15 protein-coding genes are annotated in these 16209 nt (G+C 57.9%); 14 read left to right on the top strand and 1 reads right to left on the bottom strand.

The window, feature by feature from the left end; translation table 11 throughout:
- The 14 genes from C5748_RS16405 (at window position 1) to C5748_RS16340 (ending at window position 14537) form a co-directional block, all read left to right on the top strand.
- Entirely contained in the window at window positions 1–1047 is a 1047-nt protein-coding gene (locus C5748_RS16405; protein ID WP_105743012.1) for a tagatose 1,6-diphosphate aldolase, read from the top strand.
- 27 nt (window positions 1048–1074) lie between these two features.
- Window positions 1075–2553 carry an NAD-dependent succinate-semialdehyde dehydrogenase gene (locus C5748_RS16400; protein WP_105743011.1) on the top strand — a complete coding sequence of 493 codons (1479 nt, stop codon included), beginning with the start codon at window positions 1075–1077 and terminating at the stop codon, window positions 2551–2553.
- Window positions 2554–2562: 9 nt separating this feature from the next.
- A complete protein-coding gene (locus C5748_RS16395; RefSeq protein WP_105743010.1) occupies window positions 2563–3297 on the top strand; it encodes an SDR family NAD(P)-dependent oxidoreductase in 735 nt (244 codons plus the stop codon).
- 3 nt (window positions 3298–3300) lie between these two features.
- The gene (locus C5748_RS16390; RefSeq protein ID WP_105743009.1) at window positions 3301–4470 is read left to right on the top strand and encodes a mandelate racemase/muconate lactonizing enzyme family protein; all 1170 of its coding nucleotides are present in this window, start codon (window positions 3301–3303) and stop codon (window positions 4468–4470) included.
- On the top strand, window positions 4467–5228 hold the full coding sequence (locus C5748_RS16385) for a TSUP family transporter (RefSeq protein WP_105743008.1): 762 nt from the start codon (window positions 4467–4469) through the stop codon (window positions 5226–5228). The genes C5748_RS16390 and C5748_RS16385 overlap by 4 nt, the downstream gene beginning before the upstream one ends.
- A 1139-nt stretch (window positions 5229–6367) precedes the next feature.
- Window positions 6368–6760 (top strand): hypothetical protein, encoded by a 393-nt coding sequence (locus tag C5748_RS27945; RefSeq protein ID WP_146119546.1) that lies wholly within the window; start codon window positions 6368–6370, stop codon window positions 6758–6760.
- Window positions 6757–7461, top strand: a complete 705-nt coding sequence (locus tag C5748_RS16370; protein ID WP_146119545.1) for a hypothetical protein — start codon at window positions 6757–6759, stop codon at window positions 7459–7461. Before C5748_RS27945 ends, C5748_RS16370 begins: the two co-directional genes overlap by 4 nt.
- Window positions 7462–7517: 56 nt before the next feature.
- Window positions 7518–8057 carry a hypothetical protein gene (locus C5748_RS28230; RefSeq protein ID WP_158259873.1) on the top strand — a complete coding sequence of 180 codons (540 nt, stop codon included), beginning with the start codon at window positions 7518–7520 and terminating at the stop codon, window positions 8055–8057.
- A complete protein-coding gene (locus C5748_RS16365; protein WP_158259872.1) occupies window positions 8047–8616 on the top strand; it encodes a DNA-binding protein in 570 nt (189 codons plus the stop codon). Before C5748_RS28230 ends, C5748_RS16365 begins: the two co-directional genes overlap by 11 nt.
- 154 nt (window positions 8617–8770) lie before the next feature.
- Window positions 8771–9199 (top strand): hypothetical protein, encoded by a 429-nt coding sequence (locus C5748_RS16360; RefSeq protein ID WP_146119544.1) that lies wholly within the window; start codon window positions 8771–8773, stop codon window positions 9197–9199.
- A 17-nt stretch (window positions 9200–9216) separates the two neighbouring features.
- Window positions 9217–10194 (top strand): phage protease, encoded by a 978-nt coding sequence (locus C5748_RS16355; RefSeq protein ID WP_158259871.1) that lies wholly within the window; start codon window positions 9217–9219, stop codon window positions 10192–10194.
- Between the two features lie 188 nt (window positions 10195–10382).
- Window positions 10383–11318: a Mu-like prophage major head subunit gpT family protein gene (locus C5748_RS16350; RefSeq protein ID WP_105743002.1), complete on the top strand. Its 936-nt coding sequence runs from the start codon at window positions 10383–10385 to the stop codon at window positions 11316–11318.
- 137 nt (window positions 11319–11455) lie between these two features.
- Window positions 11456–13762 (top strand): phage tail length tape measure family protein, encoded by a 2307-nt coding sequence (locus tag C5748_RS16345; RefSeq protein ID WP_105743001.1) that lies wholly within the window; start codon window positions 11456–11458, stop codon window positions 13760–13762.
- A gap of 13 nt (window positions 13763–13775) precedes the next feature.
- On the top strand, window positions 13776–14537 hold the full coding sequence (locus C5748_RS16340; protein ID WP_146119543.1) for a hypothetical protein: 762 nt from the start codon (window positions 13776–13778) through the stop codon (window positions 14535–14537).
- Window positions 14538–14928: 391 nt separating this feature from the next.
- Here the strand turns inward: C5748_RS16340 and C5748_RS16335 are convergent, their stop codons facing one another.
- Window positions 14929–16047: a tyrosine-type recombinase/integrase gene (locus C5748_RS16335; protein WP_105742999.1), complete on the bottom strand. Its 1119-nt coding sequence runs from the start codon at window positions 16045–16047 to the stop codon at window positions 14929–14931.
- Window positions 16048–16209: the final 162 nt, after the last annotated feature.

Below are 16209 nucleotides of genomic sequence, written 5' to 3'. Positions count from 1 at the left end.
ATGCTTACACTCGGTAAAACCCGTGGCCTTGCCCGTCTCGCCAATCGCGAGGGCCATTTCTGCATGGTGGCGCTCGACCAGCGCCCGCCGCTCTTCGAAGCCATCGCCGCCGCGCGCGGCATCGGCAAATCGGCCGTGCCCTTCTCTGACATGATCACTGCCAAGCGCCTGCTGGTGGAGAATCTCGCCCCCCATTGCAGCTCGATGCTGTTCGACCCCAATTATGCGATCCCGGCCGCAATCGATGTGTTGCCGGCGGACTGCGGGTTGATTGTGACGCTGGAGGACCACCGCACGCAAGAGACTGAAGGCGGCCGGAAATCCAAGGTCATCGCCGACTGGAGCGTCGAGAAGATCCGCCGACTTGGCGGCGACGCGGTCAAGGTTCTGGCCTGGTACCGGCCGGATGCCTCTACCGACGTGTTGGCGCACCAGAAGGAATTCGTCCGCAAGATCGGTGAGGACTGCCGCCGCCACGATATCGCCTATGTGCTCGAACTGCTGGTCTTCCCGTTCCTCGGTACCGTCGAGCATACGGCGGACTACGTCGAATCGCCGACGAAGCTTCCGGAACTCGTTGTCGAGAGCGTGCGCGAATTCGCCAAGCCTGAATATGGCGTCGACCTCTTGAAGCTTGAAAGCCCGCTTGCGGCCAACAGCCTGCCTGCGCGCGACGGCAGCGCGGCAGCCCTCGCCGCCCAGCGCGAATTCGACGCGGTCGGCAAGATCTGCGCCGATGCCGGAATTCCGTGGGTGCTGCTGTCGGGCGGTGCGGCTCCGGAAAAGTTCGAACTGGTGCTCGACTACGCCTACGCGGCCGGTGCGGGCGGCTTCCTCGCCGGCCGCACGATCTGGCTCAACGCCATCCGTTCGTATTTCCCGGATACCGGTGCGGTGACCAAGGCGCTGTCGCAGGAGGGGCTCTCGGTTCTCGAAAGCCTGAGTAAGTTGACGGGCGCCAAGGCGCCGCGCTGGAAAGCACCTGCACCTGCCTTCCAGACCATCCGCAACGAAGGCGATTTTGCCAGCAACTATGCCACCGCCTGAGGCGGACGGAAACGGAAGGAAGAGAGCATGGACGAACGATCGACCCAGCCGGTTCCGGCCCTGAAGGACAGATCCCTCCTGACCGCCAATGCCTATGTTGCCGGACGGTGGGTAGGCGCCGAGGGCGGCAAATCCATCGCCGTCACCGACCCGTTCGACGGCTCGCTCATCGCCCATGTTCCCGATCTCGGCGTCGAGGCCGTGCGGGAAGCAATTGATGCAGCCGCCGTCGCCCAGGTCGACTGGGCGAAGCAGTCCGCCAAGGAGCGATCCGCAGTGCTGAAGCGATGGTACGATCTTATCATCGAAAACGCTGATGATCTGGCCCAGATCCTGACCGCCGAGCAGGGCAAGCCGCTGGCCGAGGCGAAAGGCGAGATCGTCTCGAATGCGGCCTATCTCGAATGGTTCGCGGAAGAGGCAAAGCGCATCGATGGCGACATCATTCCCGCGCCCAACCAGCATCAGCGCATCATGGTGCTGAAACAGCCCGTCGGCGTCTGCGCGGCAATCACGCCGTGGAATTTTCCAAACGGGATGATCACCCGCAAGGCCGGTCCGGCGCTCGCGGCTGGCTGCACGATGATCCTGAAACCCGCGGCCCAGACGCCGCTCTCTGCCTTTGCGCTTGCCGTGCTGGCGGAGCGGGCAGGGGTTCCGGCAGGCGTCTTCTCGGTGATCACAGGTGAGGCGCGGCCGATCGGCCATGAGTTCTGCCACAACCCGAAAGTGGCGAAGATCACCTTTACCGGCTCGACCGCAGTCGGCCGCTGGCTGATGAAGGAAGCAGCCGACGGCATCAAGCGGTTGTCACTCGAACTCGGCGGCAACGCGCCCTTCATCGTTTTCGACGATGCCGATATTGATGCAGCCGTCGAAGGCGCAATGCTCTCGAAATTCCGCAATGCCGGCCAGACCTGCGTCTGTGCCAACCGTATCTACGTGCAGGAGGCGGTTGCCGGGGAGTTTACCGAAAAGCTCCTGGCAAAGGTCTCGGCAATCAAACTCGGCCGCGGTACGGAAGCGGGCACCAGCCAGGGACCGCTGATCGACGACCGGGCCGTCGCCAAGATGGAGGAACACGTCGTCGATGCGCTTTCCAAGGGCGGCAAGGTGCTGGCCGGCGGCAAACGCAGCGCGCTTGGCGGCACTTTCTTCGAGCCGACGGTGATGAGCGGCATCACGCAGGAGATGAAAGTCGCCAAGGAAGAGACCTTCGCACCGCTCGCCCCGGTAATCACTTTTCGCGACGAGGTCGAGGTCATTGCCATGGCAAACGACAGTGAATTCGGTCTCGCCTCGTATTTCTATGCGCGCGATCTCGGCCGTGTCTGGCGGGTCGCCGAAGCGCTGGAAGCCGGCATGGTCGGCGTCAACACCGGCATGCTCGCCAACGAAATAGCGCCCTTCGGTGGCGTTAAGCAATCGGGTCTGGGCCGGGAAGGCTCGAAATACGGTATCGAGGGTTTCCTCGAGCTCAAATACGTCGCCGTCGGCGGCATCTGAGGTGCTGGAATGAACGATCCGTTTTCCTTTCCGCCGGATTTCAACGCTGTCGTCATCGGCGGGGCTGGTGATATCGGTTCGGCAATCGCTTCCCTTTTTCACGCGCGCGGAGCCCGGGTGACCGCCACCGGCCACGATCAGTCTTCGCTCGATCGGTCGTCCCTGTCCGCAAATCCGGATATCGTGCTGGAGACCCTCGACGTGCGGTCCGACGCGGCGGTCAGTGCCTTTGCCGCCCGGTTTGAACGGGTGGATGCACTTGTGAACTGTGCCGGCATCCTCGCGCGAGACGAAGAGTTCGAAATCGAGACCTTCCAGCGTGTCCTTGACGTCAACCTGACCGGTACCTTCCGTACGTCGATGGCGTTCCGCCCGCATCTTGCCGCGAGCGGCGGGTCGATCGTCAATATTGCTTCGATGAACGCCTTTGCCGCGCTGCCGCGCATTCCGGCCTATTGCGCCAGCAAGGGAGGCGTCGTCATGCTGACCAAGGCGCTGGCGCTTGCTTGGGCCGAGGAGGGCATCCGGGTCAATGCAGTCGCGCCCGGCTATATCGAGACGGCGATCAATGCCGAAGGCCGCAAGGATATAGCTCATCGTGACCGGATTGCCGCACGCACCGCTCTGAAGCGCTGGGGCACGCCGGACGAGGTGGCAGGCACCGTGGTCTTTCTCGCCATGCCGGCATCGCACTATGCGACCGGCACGGTCTTCGCCATCGATGGCGGCTTTCTCGCGGGGTGAAGCATGACTGCCGTTTCAGCCCGGTCACCGGTGACGATCAGAAAGGTGGAAGCCCTCGTCTTCCGCGTCCCGCTCGATCGCCCCGTTTCGACGTCATTCGGGACAATGCGGGATCGTCCCGCAGTTCTGGTCCGTCTGGAGGATGACGTCGGTCTCACCGGCTGGGGTGAGATCTGGTGCAACTGGCCGGCCTGTGGCGCCGAGCACCGGGCCCGTCTTCTTGTGACCGATATCGCGCCGCGTATCATCGGGCGGCTGCTGCCCACCCCGCCCAGCCTGTGGCGGGAGCTTACCGCCGCCACGGAGATTCTGGCCCTACAGACCGGTGAGGCCGGGCCCTATGCTCAGGTGATTGCGGGTCTGGACATGGCCTATTGGGATCTCACCGCCAGACGAGGCGGCAAGCCGCTCGCCAAGGCGCTTTCGCCGCGCGCAGCAACAACGGTGCGTGCCTATGCCAGCGGTATCCATATCCGCGAGGCGGAGACGGCCGTCGCGCAGTCGCGCGCGGCTGGCTATCGTGATTTCAAGGTGAAGGTCGGCTTCGATTTCGAGCGCGACATTACCCTCATCCGTGACCTTGCCGAAAGCCTTGAGCCGGGTGAAACGCTCCATGCGGATGCCAATCAGGGCTTTTCGCCTAAGCAGGCGCGCGCATTCCTGCTGGCCGTGCAGGATCTAAGGCTCGGTTGGACGGAGGAGCCGGTCCGGGTGGATTCCACAGAGGCGGTCTGGTCCGGACTTGCGGAACTGACTGAAACGCCACTGGCGGGTGGCGAAAATCTCATTGGGCTTGCGGCCTTCAACACCGCGATCTCTGCCGGTCATATCTCCGTCATCCAGCCGGATGCCGCGAAGTGGGGCGGCGTCAGCGGCTGCTTTTCCGTGGCCAAGGCCGCCCTCGCAGCAGGACGCCGCTACTGCCCGCATTTCCTCGGTGCCGGCATCGGCCTCGTGGCTTCCGCTCATATCCTTGCCGCGGCGGGTGGGGATGGGCTGCTGGAGGTCGACGTCAATGCGAACCCGTCGCGCGATGCGATCACGCCCGCCTGGCTCGTGGTCAACGACGGGCGGGTCGCCTTGCCCGAAGGACCAGGTCTCGGCGCGATGCCGGATCTGGCACGGCTCGAACCGTTTCGTACGCTCCGTCTGGCATCTGGCGAGCCGGCATGATCGGCACGGCGGAGCTCGTCACGTTCGGTCTACTTGCTTTCGGGGCGGCCTATGTGCAGACGCTGACCGGCTTCGCCTTCGGACTGCTTTTGATGGGCGCCGTGGCGTTTACAGGGCTGATTCCGTTCGCCGAGGCTGCTGTCGTCATCAGCCTGCTGACGCTCGCAAATGCGGTTGTGGTTCTGGCGCGCGGTTGGCGCGACATTGCCGCAAGGCCGTTCTTCCTGTCGCTTGCTGGCGCCGTACCCATGATCGTTGTGGGTTATGCACTTCTCGAATTGTTGGCATCGACGTCACTGACGGCCCTCAGAATCGTCTTGGGCGTGGTGATCGTTCTGTCGAGCCTGCAACTGATCCGGCGTCCGGTTTTGCGCCGCCGGCCGTCATCTGGCGCGGCTTTTGCAGTTTACGGCGCCCTGGGTGGTCTGATGGGTGGGCTTTTCTCGACGGCGGGGCCGCCGCTCGTCTTCCAGTTTTACCGCCAGCCGATGCCGCACATGGTGGTTCGCGAAACGCTCGTCGCGATCTTCTCGATAAGCTCTTTGTTGCGTCTTGGTCTGGTCGCCGTCAGTGGCGACTGGCAGAGCCATGTTCTCGTCTGGGCGCTTGCCGGCTTACCGAGCGTGGTCGCAGCCACCTACCTGGCAAGGAGGTGGCCTCCGCCACTGACGCCTAGAACCGTAAGGCAAATGGCTTTCGCGCTACTGTTGCTGTCCGGCTTGTCGCTGATCGCGCCGGCAATATACCTTGGAGTTTAACTGCACAGCTATGAGATGGCTGTATCTAAACCATAAATTGGCATTGAAACTTCCGAAGCACAGCAAAGTTTGATTAGGTGCCTGGGTTCGATTCCTCAAGTTCCATCGATGATCGTTTGGGCTGCCAGTTTTGGTATCTTGCACTTGACCAATCGCAGGAATCGGGTGTTGCGAAGCAGGCGATTTAACTGCACATCCTCTTCCGGAGCAGGGTAATCGCCGTCCGTGTCGGAAAGACCCGCGATGGGTAGCGGATTCGACCTCTCACAAAACGCTCTCCAGAAATGAGAGCTTCTGCGCCGCGTGATCGAGCAGCATGCTCGTGGAGAACCTGATTTCGATAGTATAGCACCAGCTTTGGCGGCGCTCGCAATGGATCGGAAAGAATTTATTCAAAGCGAGTTGGAAAAAGTCGGGGCTTTGAAAGCCCTTTCGTTCAAAGGGGCTTCGCATTCACGCACCGGGGACGGTCCGCCACCTTTATTTGCGCCCGGCGCTATAGATGGGAGCATATTCGCGATGCGAATATGCTCCCGTTCAATGACGACCGTATCGCCGTCAAGCGCGCATATCTTCCTGCCACAGGAAGAGCCGGAAAACGCGCCTGTCGTCAACGCCGCTGTAACCCGCAATATCAGATGGCATTAATCGGGATTAGGTGGGATTGGCCGGGATCGGGCGAAAACAACGTCAATTCAATGAATTAGAACGAAATCGAGCGGAAAGCCCATTCAAGCCGCGCGCAAGATCAGTTGGCATAAACCGCCTGTTTTGGCTATAATTTTACGCTGTATCAAAGTGCTAAGTGCTTGAAATCATTAAAAATGACAATTCGAAAGTGGAGCGCTGAAACGATACTTTTAAAATCACTTTCCACTTTAATTTAATATATTGATTTCAATGATTTACTTATAATAATTGAAAATAAAGCGTTGCGAAAGTGGGAAATTTCGGACTGCCAAATCAGAGTGTTGCTGCCCCGCTTGGAAAGGTGCCTAAACGAAAGAATTTCGTTTAGGCAAACGGCAATTTTTCTGCTAGGCGGACGGTAGATGGCTGGCGAGCGACGGCAAAGACTTTCGTTGCTGGCGCTGGAGAGATAACCCGCAAACTCCATCTTCTGTTTGAAGCGGAAAAAATTGCCATCTCAAAAATCAGAAGGAAATTTTTTCCTTCTGATTTTTCTCTGTGTTGATGGCTTGCAGAAACAGGCAATCGCCGTTACGGTATATGCGGAGCTTGAAAACTCCTTGCTGGTGGTATGCGCCACCATGGCCGGTGCGAGAGATAGAGAACGAAAAAATGTCGTTCTTTTATTTTCCAATCAATCCGCGCCTGAACGGCGCATTTTTTATGCCCTGTCTCCGGGGCGTGGTCGCACAAGATTTCAGCAAGCGAAAATTTTTCGTTTGCTGCCGATGCGGCCGGGAGGACATGGCGAATGTCCAGGGCGAAAGCCTAAAGGTCATGTTGCCGTCCAGCACGGTTTTCAACTCCCGGCTTCTGCGCCGCCCGCAGGAATGATGCCTTGAAAAGCATGCTGGAGGCCGACATGGCTATCAAAGTCACCTATGAACTCGACGACATGGACGACGCGCTTTCCACACTGGAAGATACCTATGGAGAGTTGCGCGGTTTTACGCACCTTCTCCATGCGGCCCTTTGGGAAAATGGCGGATTAAAGCATCTTAGTCACGACATCTGCCGTATCCCCGACCGCATCGTGAATGACCTGCAAACTATTCATCGCTGTATGGTCAAAGAGTCGCGCAGCCCCGCCGAAGATGAAAAACGGCTGGAAAGACATGAGCAGGCTGCAGAATACGCGGCGGAATACGTCAAGAACAAGGGGTTGAGCGCCTATGAAATGGTGAGGCCTTTTCTTCTGCAATTCATCAACGACAGAGCGGAATTGGAGCGTGTCGGCGAAATCCACGATATTTCACCCGACAACGTACGGAGCGTGTTGCTCCATGTTGCCCTGCCGAACGCATATAGCGCGCGGTCCGATGCAGAGACTGACGGACAGGAGCCAGTCCTTAACGAGAACGCGCGCGATCAGTCCATCGCGGCGAAGATCAAGGAAGGCGTGGACGCCAGCGCCATCGCCCAGACGCTCAATCTGAAAACCGCGACCGTCGAAAAGGTGATTGCACAGTTGCTCGGTAGTAGCGGAACAGAGCTTTCAAATGAGACGGATCAATCCGACCTCAAAAGAGTAGTAAACGAATAGAGCGGCTTGAGGCGCGGTCATATCCCGCGCCCTCTTTTGTTTATGGGGTAAAGACTATGCCGACATCATATAACCCACACCAAACGGAATGGCTCACGGCGCGGCAAGTCCATGAAGCGCAGTTGTTGGGCATGTCTCGTAGTTATCAGGCGGTGCGTCTTTATATCCAGCGTCACTGGCTGTCGGCGCATCCGACCCTATGCCGAAAGGCAGCGGGAAAGGGTACGACAATGGAGTACCATGTCAGTCTATTTTCTCAAGACGCTATAGCGCGGCGGAAAAAACGTCGAGGCTGGAGGGACTGGCAACCAGTTCGAGGGATGCAGATTCTCGAAATTGCAGAAAACGGCGAGTTGCATCGTGAAATAACGTTGATGATACGGATCGAGCACTCTCTGACGTTTCCGACAAGTAAAGCGGCCCCGATCCGGGCGGTTTGCATCGCAAAATTCGGTAAGGCCGTTTCATTGAATGCCGAAGGCACTCAAACTGCTCCCATGCCCTCTGTCCGAGTTTTCGCAGCTTATATTCGATGGATTCTTCAAAAGCAGCAAACCACGCTTTGGCTCGAAAAGAGGTGGCCTCATGTCAGATAGCCTTATCCTTACGGTATCGGTCGCTGCTGACGAATGGGCTTACAATCAACGACGCGTGAAATATCTCGAAACCTTATTGCTGCATATCGTTCGCGACGGCAGTCGCATACAGGAATGGTTCACCGCCGCCGATCTGGCAGCCAAGGCATTACCCGGCTTGCCTCGAACGCCGGAAGCAATTAGCCGCAGAGCAAACAAGGATAGTTGGCGCAGACGCAAGGCGAGACACAAAGGTAAATGGTTTTGCGCGTATCACGTCTCAAGCTTGCCAGCCCGCGCCTTCGACGAATTGATAGTGCGTATTCTGGAGTTGCCGGCGATCGACGCGGTTGTTTCAATCTTGCCGAACCTGCCTGACGTGGAGCGGGTGGAAGAAGCGCAAGCGGAGAACACGGCCCCGCCATGGGTCCTGCCGCTCGTCCGCATTTTGAAAACCGAAACGAACGGCGATCTCGCAGAAGCATGGGACATTCTGCCGGAACGGCTACCGCCGGAGATCGCGTTACCAAGTGTCGAGGAAGCGGCAAAAGTGCTCGTTAGATTGGGCCTTGCCAACTAGGGCGGGCAGGATCAAAATCGAAGGCCATGGGCAAGCTTTCTTCCCGTGGCCTTTTGATGTATTGAACTGCCAACGAACGTGCGGTGGCCAAAAACCCTTATTGCATAGGATTAGGAAATAGATCGCCAACCTTGGTTATGATCTAAATTCGGTCATGCAGCACACATGGCGAAACTCCCAAAACCAAGAAATTTCCGGGCGAATTGAAGCCCATATTATTCCCTTTATTGAAGCTTTGGGGCTTGAGGTTGCCGTAACGTTCCTGATCAATTTCGGCGGGAGCGCGCTCTCTTTTTCGGGCAAGGCCACGCCTGGTAATCAGATTGTGCGCCTCATCGGAATAGAAGCGACACAGGCTTTATATGATCGCTTCGAGGGCGTTAGCATTTATCGCATCCCGGTGGCCAAGAAATTTCTCGCTCGATATTTCCGCTCCTGCAACCTTTCCAACAGTGAAATCGCTCGCATCCTGCGCGTAACAGACACGTCTGTCCGTTCGTATCTCATGAGCGACGAACAATTGCGCGAAAGAACCGGCAAAATAAAAGATGATCTCCAGCGTTTCGCGCGGAGCAAAGGTTGATGAGCGCAAGAGTTGGAATGCACCGCATCGAGATATTGGCTTCAAAAGATGAGGCTAGATCATGGGTGCACCTGCTGCCCGCAGGCAAATTCAACGGCATTGACGGACGCGGCCCGTATCTCGCGAATGATCCGGCGCAGATCGTGAAACGGACGCGTTCCTATCACGGTAAAAAACAGATCGTTATCGATTACGAGCACCAAAGCATAAACGCCGCCAACAACGGCAAGCCCGCGCCGGCTGCGGGTTGGATAGTCGGTATGGAAGCTCGATCAGATGGTGTCTGGGGGCTTGTTGAATGGACGGAAGCCGCCGCAAAACACCTCGCCAGTCGCGAGTATCGTTACCTCTCTCCGGTTTTTCATCACACGCAATCGGGCAGCGTTCTTCATATCGATAACGCAGGCCTGACCAACTCTCCCAACTTGGATCAATTGACAGCGCTCGCGCGCTCGGAGGTAGTTATGAAAGTGGAAGCGTATGTCGAGAAGGTCGCGAGCGCGGCCAAGTTGCTAGGCCTTCCAGATGGGTCGGATGAGAAGGCCGTCTTGCAGAAGTTGCAGCCGCTTGTCGATCTGGCATTTGAAATCGCATCCATCACGGGTGAGACGCCACCTGTCTCCGCAAATAGCGCAACTCCCGATCCTTCGAAGTTTGTTCCGATCGGTGATTTCGAACGTGTTGTAGCCGAGGCAAACCAACTTCGCCAGGGCGTGACTGAAACGGCCGCAGAAGCGCACGTTGCGGACCATATTCGGCGCGGCGTGGTCGCTCCATTCATGAAGGACTGGGCTGTTTCGCTCTGCAAGGTAAACAAGCCCGCCTTTGACAGTTTCGTGGAAAAGACCGGTCCTGCCTTCATCGGTCTGTTTGGACAGCAGACATCGGCGCATAGCCGCAGTCAGACCGCGAGCAAGCTGGACGAAGGGCAGGCTGCGATATGTGCCAAGCTCGGTCTCAGCGCCGAACAATTTGCAAATGCACGGGAAAGCTGAAGATCGCCATCAGGCCCACGGAAAGGCGAAACGGCATTGATGCCAAGGGGGAGAACAAGGCCGGAGGGAGAAAACGCGCCAGTGGCCTTCAAATGACCTTCAAATTTGATTTTAACCGCAGTCAATTGGTAAGTCCGCAAAACCTTCGATGCCAGTTCGACCGCACCTAACTCATCGGAGCCGTTAGTATGATCATTAACAAACAAAGCCTCGGGGATATTTTTACGGGCTTCAAGGCGAATTTTAACATTGGGTTCGAAGGCGCGGGGAGCGCTTATGGCGAAATAGCCATGATTGTGCCGTCAACCAATAGCAGCGAGCGCTACGGCTGGCTCGGTCAAGTTCCAAAGCTTCGCGAATGGATAGGCGACCGTGAAATCAAGAGTCTGGAAGCGCATGGTTTCGCTGTCACCAACAAGCTGTTCGAAGATACGATTTCGGTCAAGCGGACGGACATTGAGGACGACAATATAGGTGTTTATGCGCCATTTTTTACCGATCTTGGACGTGCCTCAAAAGAACAACCTGACGAACTGGTCTTTTCATTGCTGGCCCAGGGCTTTGCCACAAAGTGCTATGACGGGAAGAATTTCTTCGACGCTGATCATCCGGTGAGGAATGGCGAGGGTGAAACTGCCACTGTCTCGAATATGCAGGCCGGGAACGGACCTGCATGGTATTTACTGGACACCAGCCGTGCCGTTAAACCGATGATCTATCAGGAACGTATTGCTCCGAAATTGACTGCTCTCGATAATGACAACGACAGCAATGTGTTCTTCAAAGATGATTACATCTACGGCATCCGCGCTCGTTCGAATGCTGGCTTCGGATTATGGCAGCTTGCCTTCGCATCCAAGGCCGAACTGAATGCCGAAAACTATGAAGCTGCTCGGCAATACATGATGAACCTGACAGGCGATGAAGGACGCCTGCTCGGGATAAAGCCAACCGTTCTTGTTGTTCCTCCAGCCCTTGAGGGTGCGGCTATGCGGCTTCTGAACAACGGGACTCGCGTCGTTATCGCTGACAATGGTGATGGAAGCACAACGGCTGTTTCGGTCCAGAACGAATGGGCCAACACCGCAAAGCCCATCGTCACGGCTTGGGCCAAAGCAGCATAGAACCCGTATCTCCTACGGTCATAGGGTGGCAAGGCTCTATGACCAGCGCGGCAATGATTGCTTCTCCATTGCCGCGCGCCTTTCTCCAAAAGCCTGACCATGGCTATACCGGCAAGTACGATGGCTAGGATATTCAGATGACATCACCGATGCGTTTGTCGATGATTATCACCGGCGATGCCAGTGGTCTGAAAAGCGCGACCACGGACGGGAAAGCTGCGGTCGCCGGCCTCAGCAGCACGGCAGCAGCCTCCGCCGCCACCATGAAGGGGCTTGCCGCCAGCAACGACCAGGCCGCCGCGTCATCCCGACGCGCGACGGAAGCCACTCGCGGTCAGGCGCTGGCGGAAAACGATTTGCGTTCGAAAGTCTCCGGCTTCCTCGGCATTCGTTCGGGCATGACCGATAGTTCCATGGTCGAGCGCCAGCGCGAGTTGCAGGCTTATGGCCGGGAGTTGGATCAGGTTCGGGCGCAATACAAGCCGCTGATGGACGCTCAGCAGCGGCATCTGTCGCTGCTCGCCGAACTGAATGCAGCCGAGAAGATTGGAGCGATCACGGAGGAGCAACGCGTTGCCTCGATCGCAAAGGCGCAGGCTGCATATTCCGCGCAGGTCGCGGCCATTCAGTCGGGCGGCGTTGCGGCCGCGACATCGACGAAACTCGCGGCACATGAAATGGCGATCCTGAGCTATCAGGCCAACGATATCGTGACCATGTTGGCTTCCGGGCAGAGTCCTTTCATGATCATGGTGCAACAGACCGGTCAGGTCGCCCAGGTCATGGGAAACCGCGGATTGGGCGAGGTCTTCCCGGCTTTGTTGCAGGGGATGACCTCACTGATCACCCCGACCACCTTGCTGATGGTTGGCATCACGGCAGTCGGTTACGCCGCCAGCTATGCCCTGGACGGCATGTTCACCAAGACCCGTAAGGTCAGCGAAATCACCAGTGAACATGAAGAACAGGTGCGCAAGCTCCGCGATGCCTACCAATATGCCGGTACCGGGGCGGACGAGTATTATCGCCGCGCAATGGCTGGTTCGCGTATCGCCGCCGCATCGACACGCAAGGAACTGGACGAGGCCATCGTTAACAGTTCGCATGCGGTGGCGAGTGAAGCTTATGTGCGGACTAATGGTGCCGACGTTTGGTTCGTTGATCCATCTTACAACGCCTTTGCCGAGGCGCTTGAGCACTTGCGTATGACGGCCAAGGAAGGCCAGCCCGATATCCTCGGGTTCAGGAAGATGGTCGAGGACCGCTGGAGCCTTGAGCCGAACAATGAAAAGCTCCTGAAAACCGGCCTTGCGCTCCTTGGCGTTGCAAAGAACGGGCTGGAAGCCGCCGAGTCTCTGGAAAAAACATCACCCCCAGCGATCCGCGCTGCGAATGCCGTCGAGGCGGCGGCGCGGCGGATGGACCACTACAAGGAAGCCTTGTCCGGTCTGCGGGAGATTGCCGCTCCCGAATTGAGCGATCGGCGACAAGTCGAAAATCAGTACGCCACGGCTCGCGGCAATGCCGGTGATGGCAATGAGCGATCGGACGCCGATCGACAACGCGCAGAAGCGCTCGCCCGCATCACTGCCCAGGAGCAGCGCCAGATCGAACTCGCCCGCGTGGATATCCAGTTGCAGGCAGCTCGCGATCCGCTGACGCGTGCGGAACTGACCGCGCAGCGCGAGCGCATTCAGCTTTCCGGCATGGAGATCGACGCGGCAGAGGCTGAGAACCGCGTTCGTCAGGCCCGTAATCAAGTCATGGCCGAGGCGATGGCGCAGTCATCGGCGCAGATCCTCGACATGCGAGCCGAGGCGGCAGCGCGGGCGAAGGTCAACGACGCGATCGCGGCCGGTACGGTCAGCGCGGCTGACGCGGAGCAGTATCTGCGCGCAGAGAGCGAATTGCGACCGCTGATCACGGCAGCTGCGCGAGCCGAGGGTGACGAAAAGCAGCGGCTCCTGAAGATCATTTCGCAGACGGTCGAAGGCTATGAGGCGCTTGCCAAGGAAGAACGCCGCGCCAGCGCCCAAGAATATATTCGCTCTCAGAGCGATCGCATAGAACTGATGCAGGCGGAACTGCGCTTAGTAGGGGCGAGCGAACAGGTGCGCGCCCGTGTTCTCGCCCAGTTGGAAGCCGAGCAACTTATTCGTCAGCGCGGTTTGGGGCAGAGCAGCCGGGAGGCGCAGGAAATCCGAGAACTGACCAAACAGCAGTCCGATTTGACAAACGTACTTGAGCGCCAAACCGATGCCTGGAGCAACTTTCGCTCTGCTGGTGAAGACGCTATCGGTTCTGTAATTGACAGCCTGACCAGTGGTGACTGGAAGGGTGCCCTGGCCGGAATCGGAAAGGCCGCGACCGACTTCCTAAAGGACGATCTCAAGCGGACGTTCTCAAACACGATGGCGGCTTCCTGCCGCGACACGCTAGCCTGAAGGAAACATGGATATGAGCGTTTATGTCGCTATAAAGTATACCGATTGCGTGAGGCTCATGACTGACGGCGCATCTTGGGACGTGGACGGCAATCTCGCCAAGGTGGAAAGCAAGGTCTTTCGCGCAAAATCATTGCCGCTGGCGATCACAGGCCGGGGGCATGATGCCATCACAAAGAAACTGGCAGGCACCGGTGTGAAGATTGCCGACAAGTCCGGTTCAGTCGAGATTGCGATCGAAGGACTGGCCGCGATATTTCGCACCATGAAAGAACAGAATACCGCCGACCTCGATGCAAAGGACACGCATTTTGATTTGCTGGTGGCCGGCTACACGCCACCACGCGGTTTTTTCATTTTGGTAGCAGGCACAAATCCCGATGATCCGACGCCATACTGCTTCCGTGAGCAGTCCTTTGCGGCGGGCGGTCCACGCCTAGGGCCGGAGTTAGCTCACACATTCAGCAAAGGAATTCCACAATCAGATAAACGGTTCCTGGAACTGCGAGGCGTCGAGCTTATGGAGGCCTTCCGCCTTGCTGGTGTTCCCGACACAACGACATGGGGCACCAAGGTTCCGATGCTCGGCGCATCAGCAGGCGGTGTCTGCGAGCTTACGACGATCACTCGCGATGGGGCAGCAACAGAGCTTTTGAAGGATTACGGCGATCCGATTGGCGAGCCGATCAATCCCTATCGCCATACTCAGAATGTGGAATATCTCGGGAACCGCAAAGAGCATCGTATATCGAAGGCGCGGAAGAGAGTCGCCTAGACGCAACTTCAGGTGCACCTTACGCTCGATTCCGCAAGCGCCCCATGGGATGGAGGAAAGGCTTACAAAGAAAAACTTGTTGCCATCTGATCTTGCGCGCGCTGCCACGCGATTTTGCGCGCTACAGCCGCCACGAATACCGCTGTTAAGAAACCAATTTTCAGCGTCATTCTGTGGGGTAAGGTATCTGTGGGGGTGGAGTCGTATAGCTAACCTATTGAAAACATTGGTCGGAGTGAGAGGATTCGAACCTCCGACCCCCTCGTCCCGAACGGCGTGTGCGCGCAAAAAGTTCAATGAAATCAGTGCCATTTGGTTCAGTCTAGTCACGTATGTTCACTCCATGTTCCGTGAAGCGGTGCGCAATCAGTGCGCTGCACCGGGTTTGTTCTCAATAGGCATCGGCAGCGTTTTGCTGGAAATCAGGATCATTATGCAGGTATGTGCGCTCATACTCCTCGACCGTAAGCCCGAGCGAAGCGGCAGCCTCGCTGGAGTGGACGCCGGCCTGGGCGAGCCATGTGCCGCGCGTGTGGCGCAGCACGTGGGGCGTTACGTCCTCGCCCAGACCGGCCGCTGCCCGCGCGCTTCGGAACGCCTTGTGGGGCTTGGTGATGGGATCGCCGAGATAGTTCACCACGTAGCGCAGCCCTGCCTTTTCGTCAGACCAGCCATCGAGCCGCTTCCAGCGGTGGGCATGGGCCACCAGGCGCCGCGCCATCTTGACCGGGGTCTTGCGCTTGTTGTGCGCCATACGCTCGCCATCGGCTCGACGGAAGATGACGCTGCGCTCAAGATCAACGACGCCGCCCGTGGTGCTCCTCATCCATTGCAGGTTGAGAATCGCGCCAAGGCGGGTGCCGGTGTAAATGCCGATGAGGACGAGCCTGGCAAGGTGCATGCGCTTTTGATCGCGTCGGCGGGTCCAGAAGACGCTCTTTCCTTCGCCGTGCTTCTCCCATCCCATGCATGCCCAGAGGAGTGCTGCCGCTTCCGATCGCGTGAGGTATCGCTCGCGCGGGACGCTCTTTTCCGGCAGCGTCACTGCGGGCAGAACGTCCAGCCCATATTCCTTGTGATAATAACGCAGGGCTGCACGAAGAATTTCTAGGTCGCGGCGGGAACCCGATTGCGTCTTGCGATGGACGGCAAAATCCCGGCAGAGCTTGCCCTTTATTTCCGAGACAAGCTTGTCGCCGAAAAACTCGTTAAGGCGGGAAATCGCCTGCTCGGTTTCCTTTGGCCTGGATGTCGATTCCGACTTCTCGTCGAGGTAAATGGTCAGGACATCACCGACCTTTATTTCAGATGAACGACCTCCGCGGGGGGCCTCATATTTTTCGGCGAGATACTCTGCGAGTTTTGTCTCCGCTTCATCAACTTGATCCTCAAGGCATCCTGTGCGGATATTGGCGGTGCCGTCCTTGATGATCCACGTATTGCGGATTGTGCCGTCGCGCTGCTTTTCGGCTCTAAGCCAGAGGCGTGGGGGCTTTCTTTTTTGCGGCATCTCGTCATCATCTCCTCGATCGCGCGGCGCGTGACGAAATCCTTACGGGCAATCTGAGTAATTTCAAGATTTCCCTTCGCGGCTTCTGTTCGCAAGGCGGAGGGTGTCAGCGCTCCGTCGAAGAAGAGCTTGCATGCCTTGCTGAGCCGAATTGGCCTGTCG

Origin of the sequence: Phyllobacterium phragmitis, from assembly GCF_002980495.1 — a bacterium.
Taxonomy (GTDB): Bacteria; Pseudomonadota; Alphaproteobacteria; order Rhizobiales; family Rhizobiaceae; genus Paramesorhizobium; species Paramesorhizobium phragmitis.
This window is presented reverse-complemented; position numbering and strand designations above follow the sequence as displayed.

Bases quoted from the DNA above. Each gene is read 5' to 3' on its own strand.
- C5748_RS16405 (WP_105743012.1), top strand. From the start codon at position 1: ATGCTTACACTCGGTAAAACCCGTGGCCTTGCCCGTCTCGCCAATCGC.
- C5748_RS16400 (WP_105743011.1), top strand. From the start codon at position 1,075: ATGGACGAACGATCGACCCAGCCGGTTCCGGCCCTGAAGGACAGATCC.
- C5748_RS16395 (WP_105743010.1), top strand. From the start codon at position 2,563: ATGAACGATCCGTTTTCCTTTCCGCCGGATTTCAACGCTGTCGTCATC.
- C5748_RS16390 (WP_105743009.1), top strand. From the start codon at position 3,301: ATGACTGCCGTTTCAGCCCGGTCACCGGTGACGATCAGAAAGGTGGAA.
- C5748_RS16385 (WP_105743008.1), top strand. From the start codon at position 4,467: ATGATCGGCACGGCGGAGCTCGTCACGTTCGGTCTACTTGCTTTCGGG.
- C5748_RS28230 (WP_158259873.1), top strand. From the start codon at position 7,518: ATGCCGACATCATATAACCCACACCAAACGGAATGGCTCACGGCGCGG.
- C5748_RS16365 (WP_158259872.1), top strand. From the start codon at position 8,047: ATGTCAGATAGCCTTATCCTTACGGTATCGGTCGCTGCTGACGAATGG.
- C5748_RS16360 (WP_146119544.1), top strand. From the start codon at position 8,771: ATGCAGCACACATGGCGAAACTCCCAAAACCAAGAAATTTCCGGGCGA.
- C5748_RS16355 (WP_158259871.1), top strand. From the start codon at position 9,217: ATGCACCGCATCGAGATATTGGCTTCAAAAGATGAGGCTAGATCATGG.
- C5748_RS16350 (WP_105743002.1), top strand. From the start codon at position 10,383: ATGATCATTAACAAACAAAGCCTCGGGGATATTTTTACGGGCTTCAAG.
- C5748_RS16345 (WP_105743001.1), top strand. From the start codon at position 11,456: ATGACATCACCGATGCGTTTGTCGATGATTATCACCGGCGATGCCAGT.
- C5748_RS16340 (WP_146119543.1), top strand. From the start codon at position 13,776: ATGAGCGTTTATGTCGCTATAAAGTATACCGATTGCGTGAGGCTCATG.
- C5748_RS16335 (WP_105742999.1), bottom strand. From the start codon at position 16,047: ATGCCGCAAAAAAGAAAGCCCCCACGCCTCTGGCTTAGAGCCGAAAAG.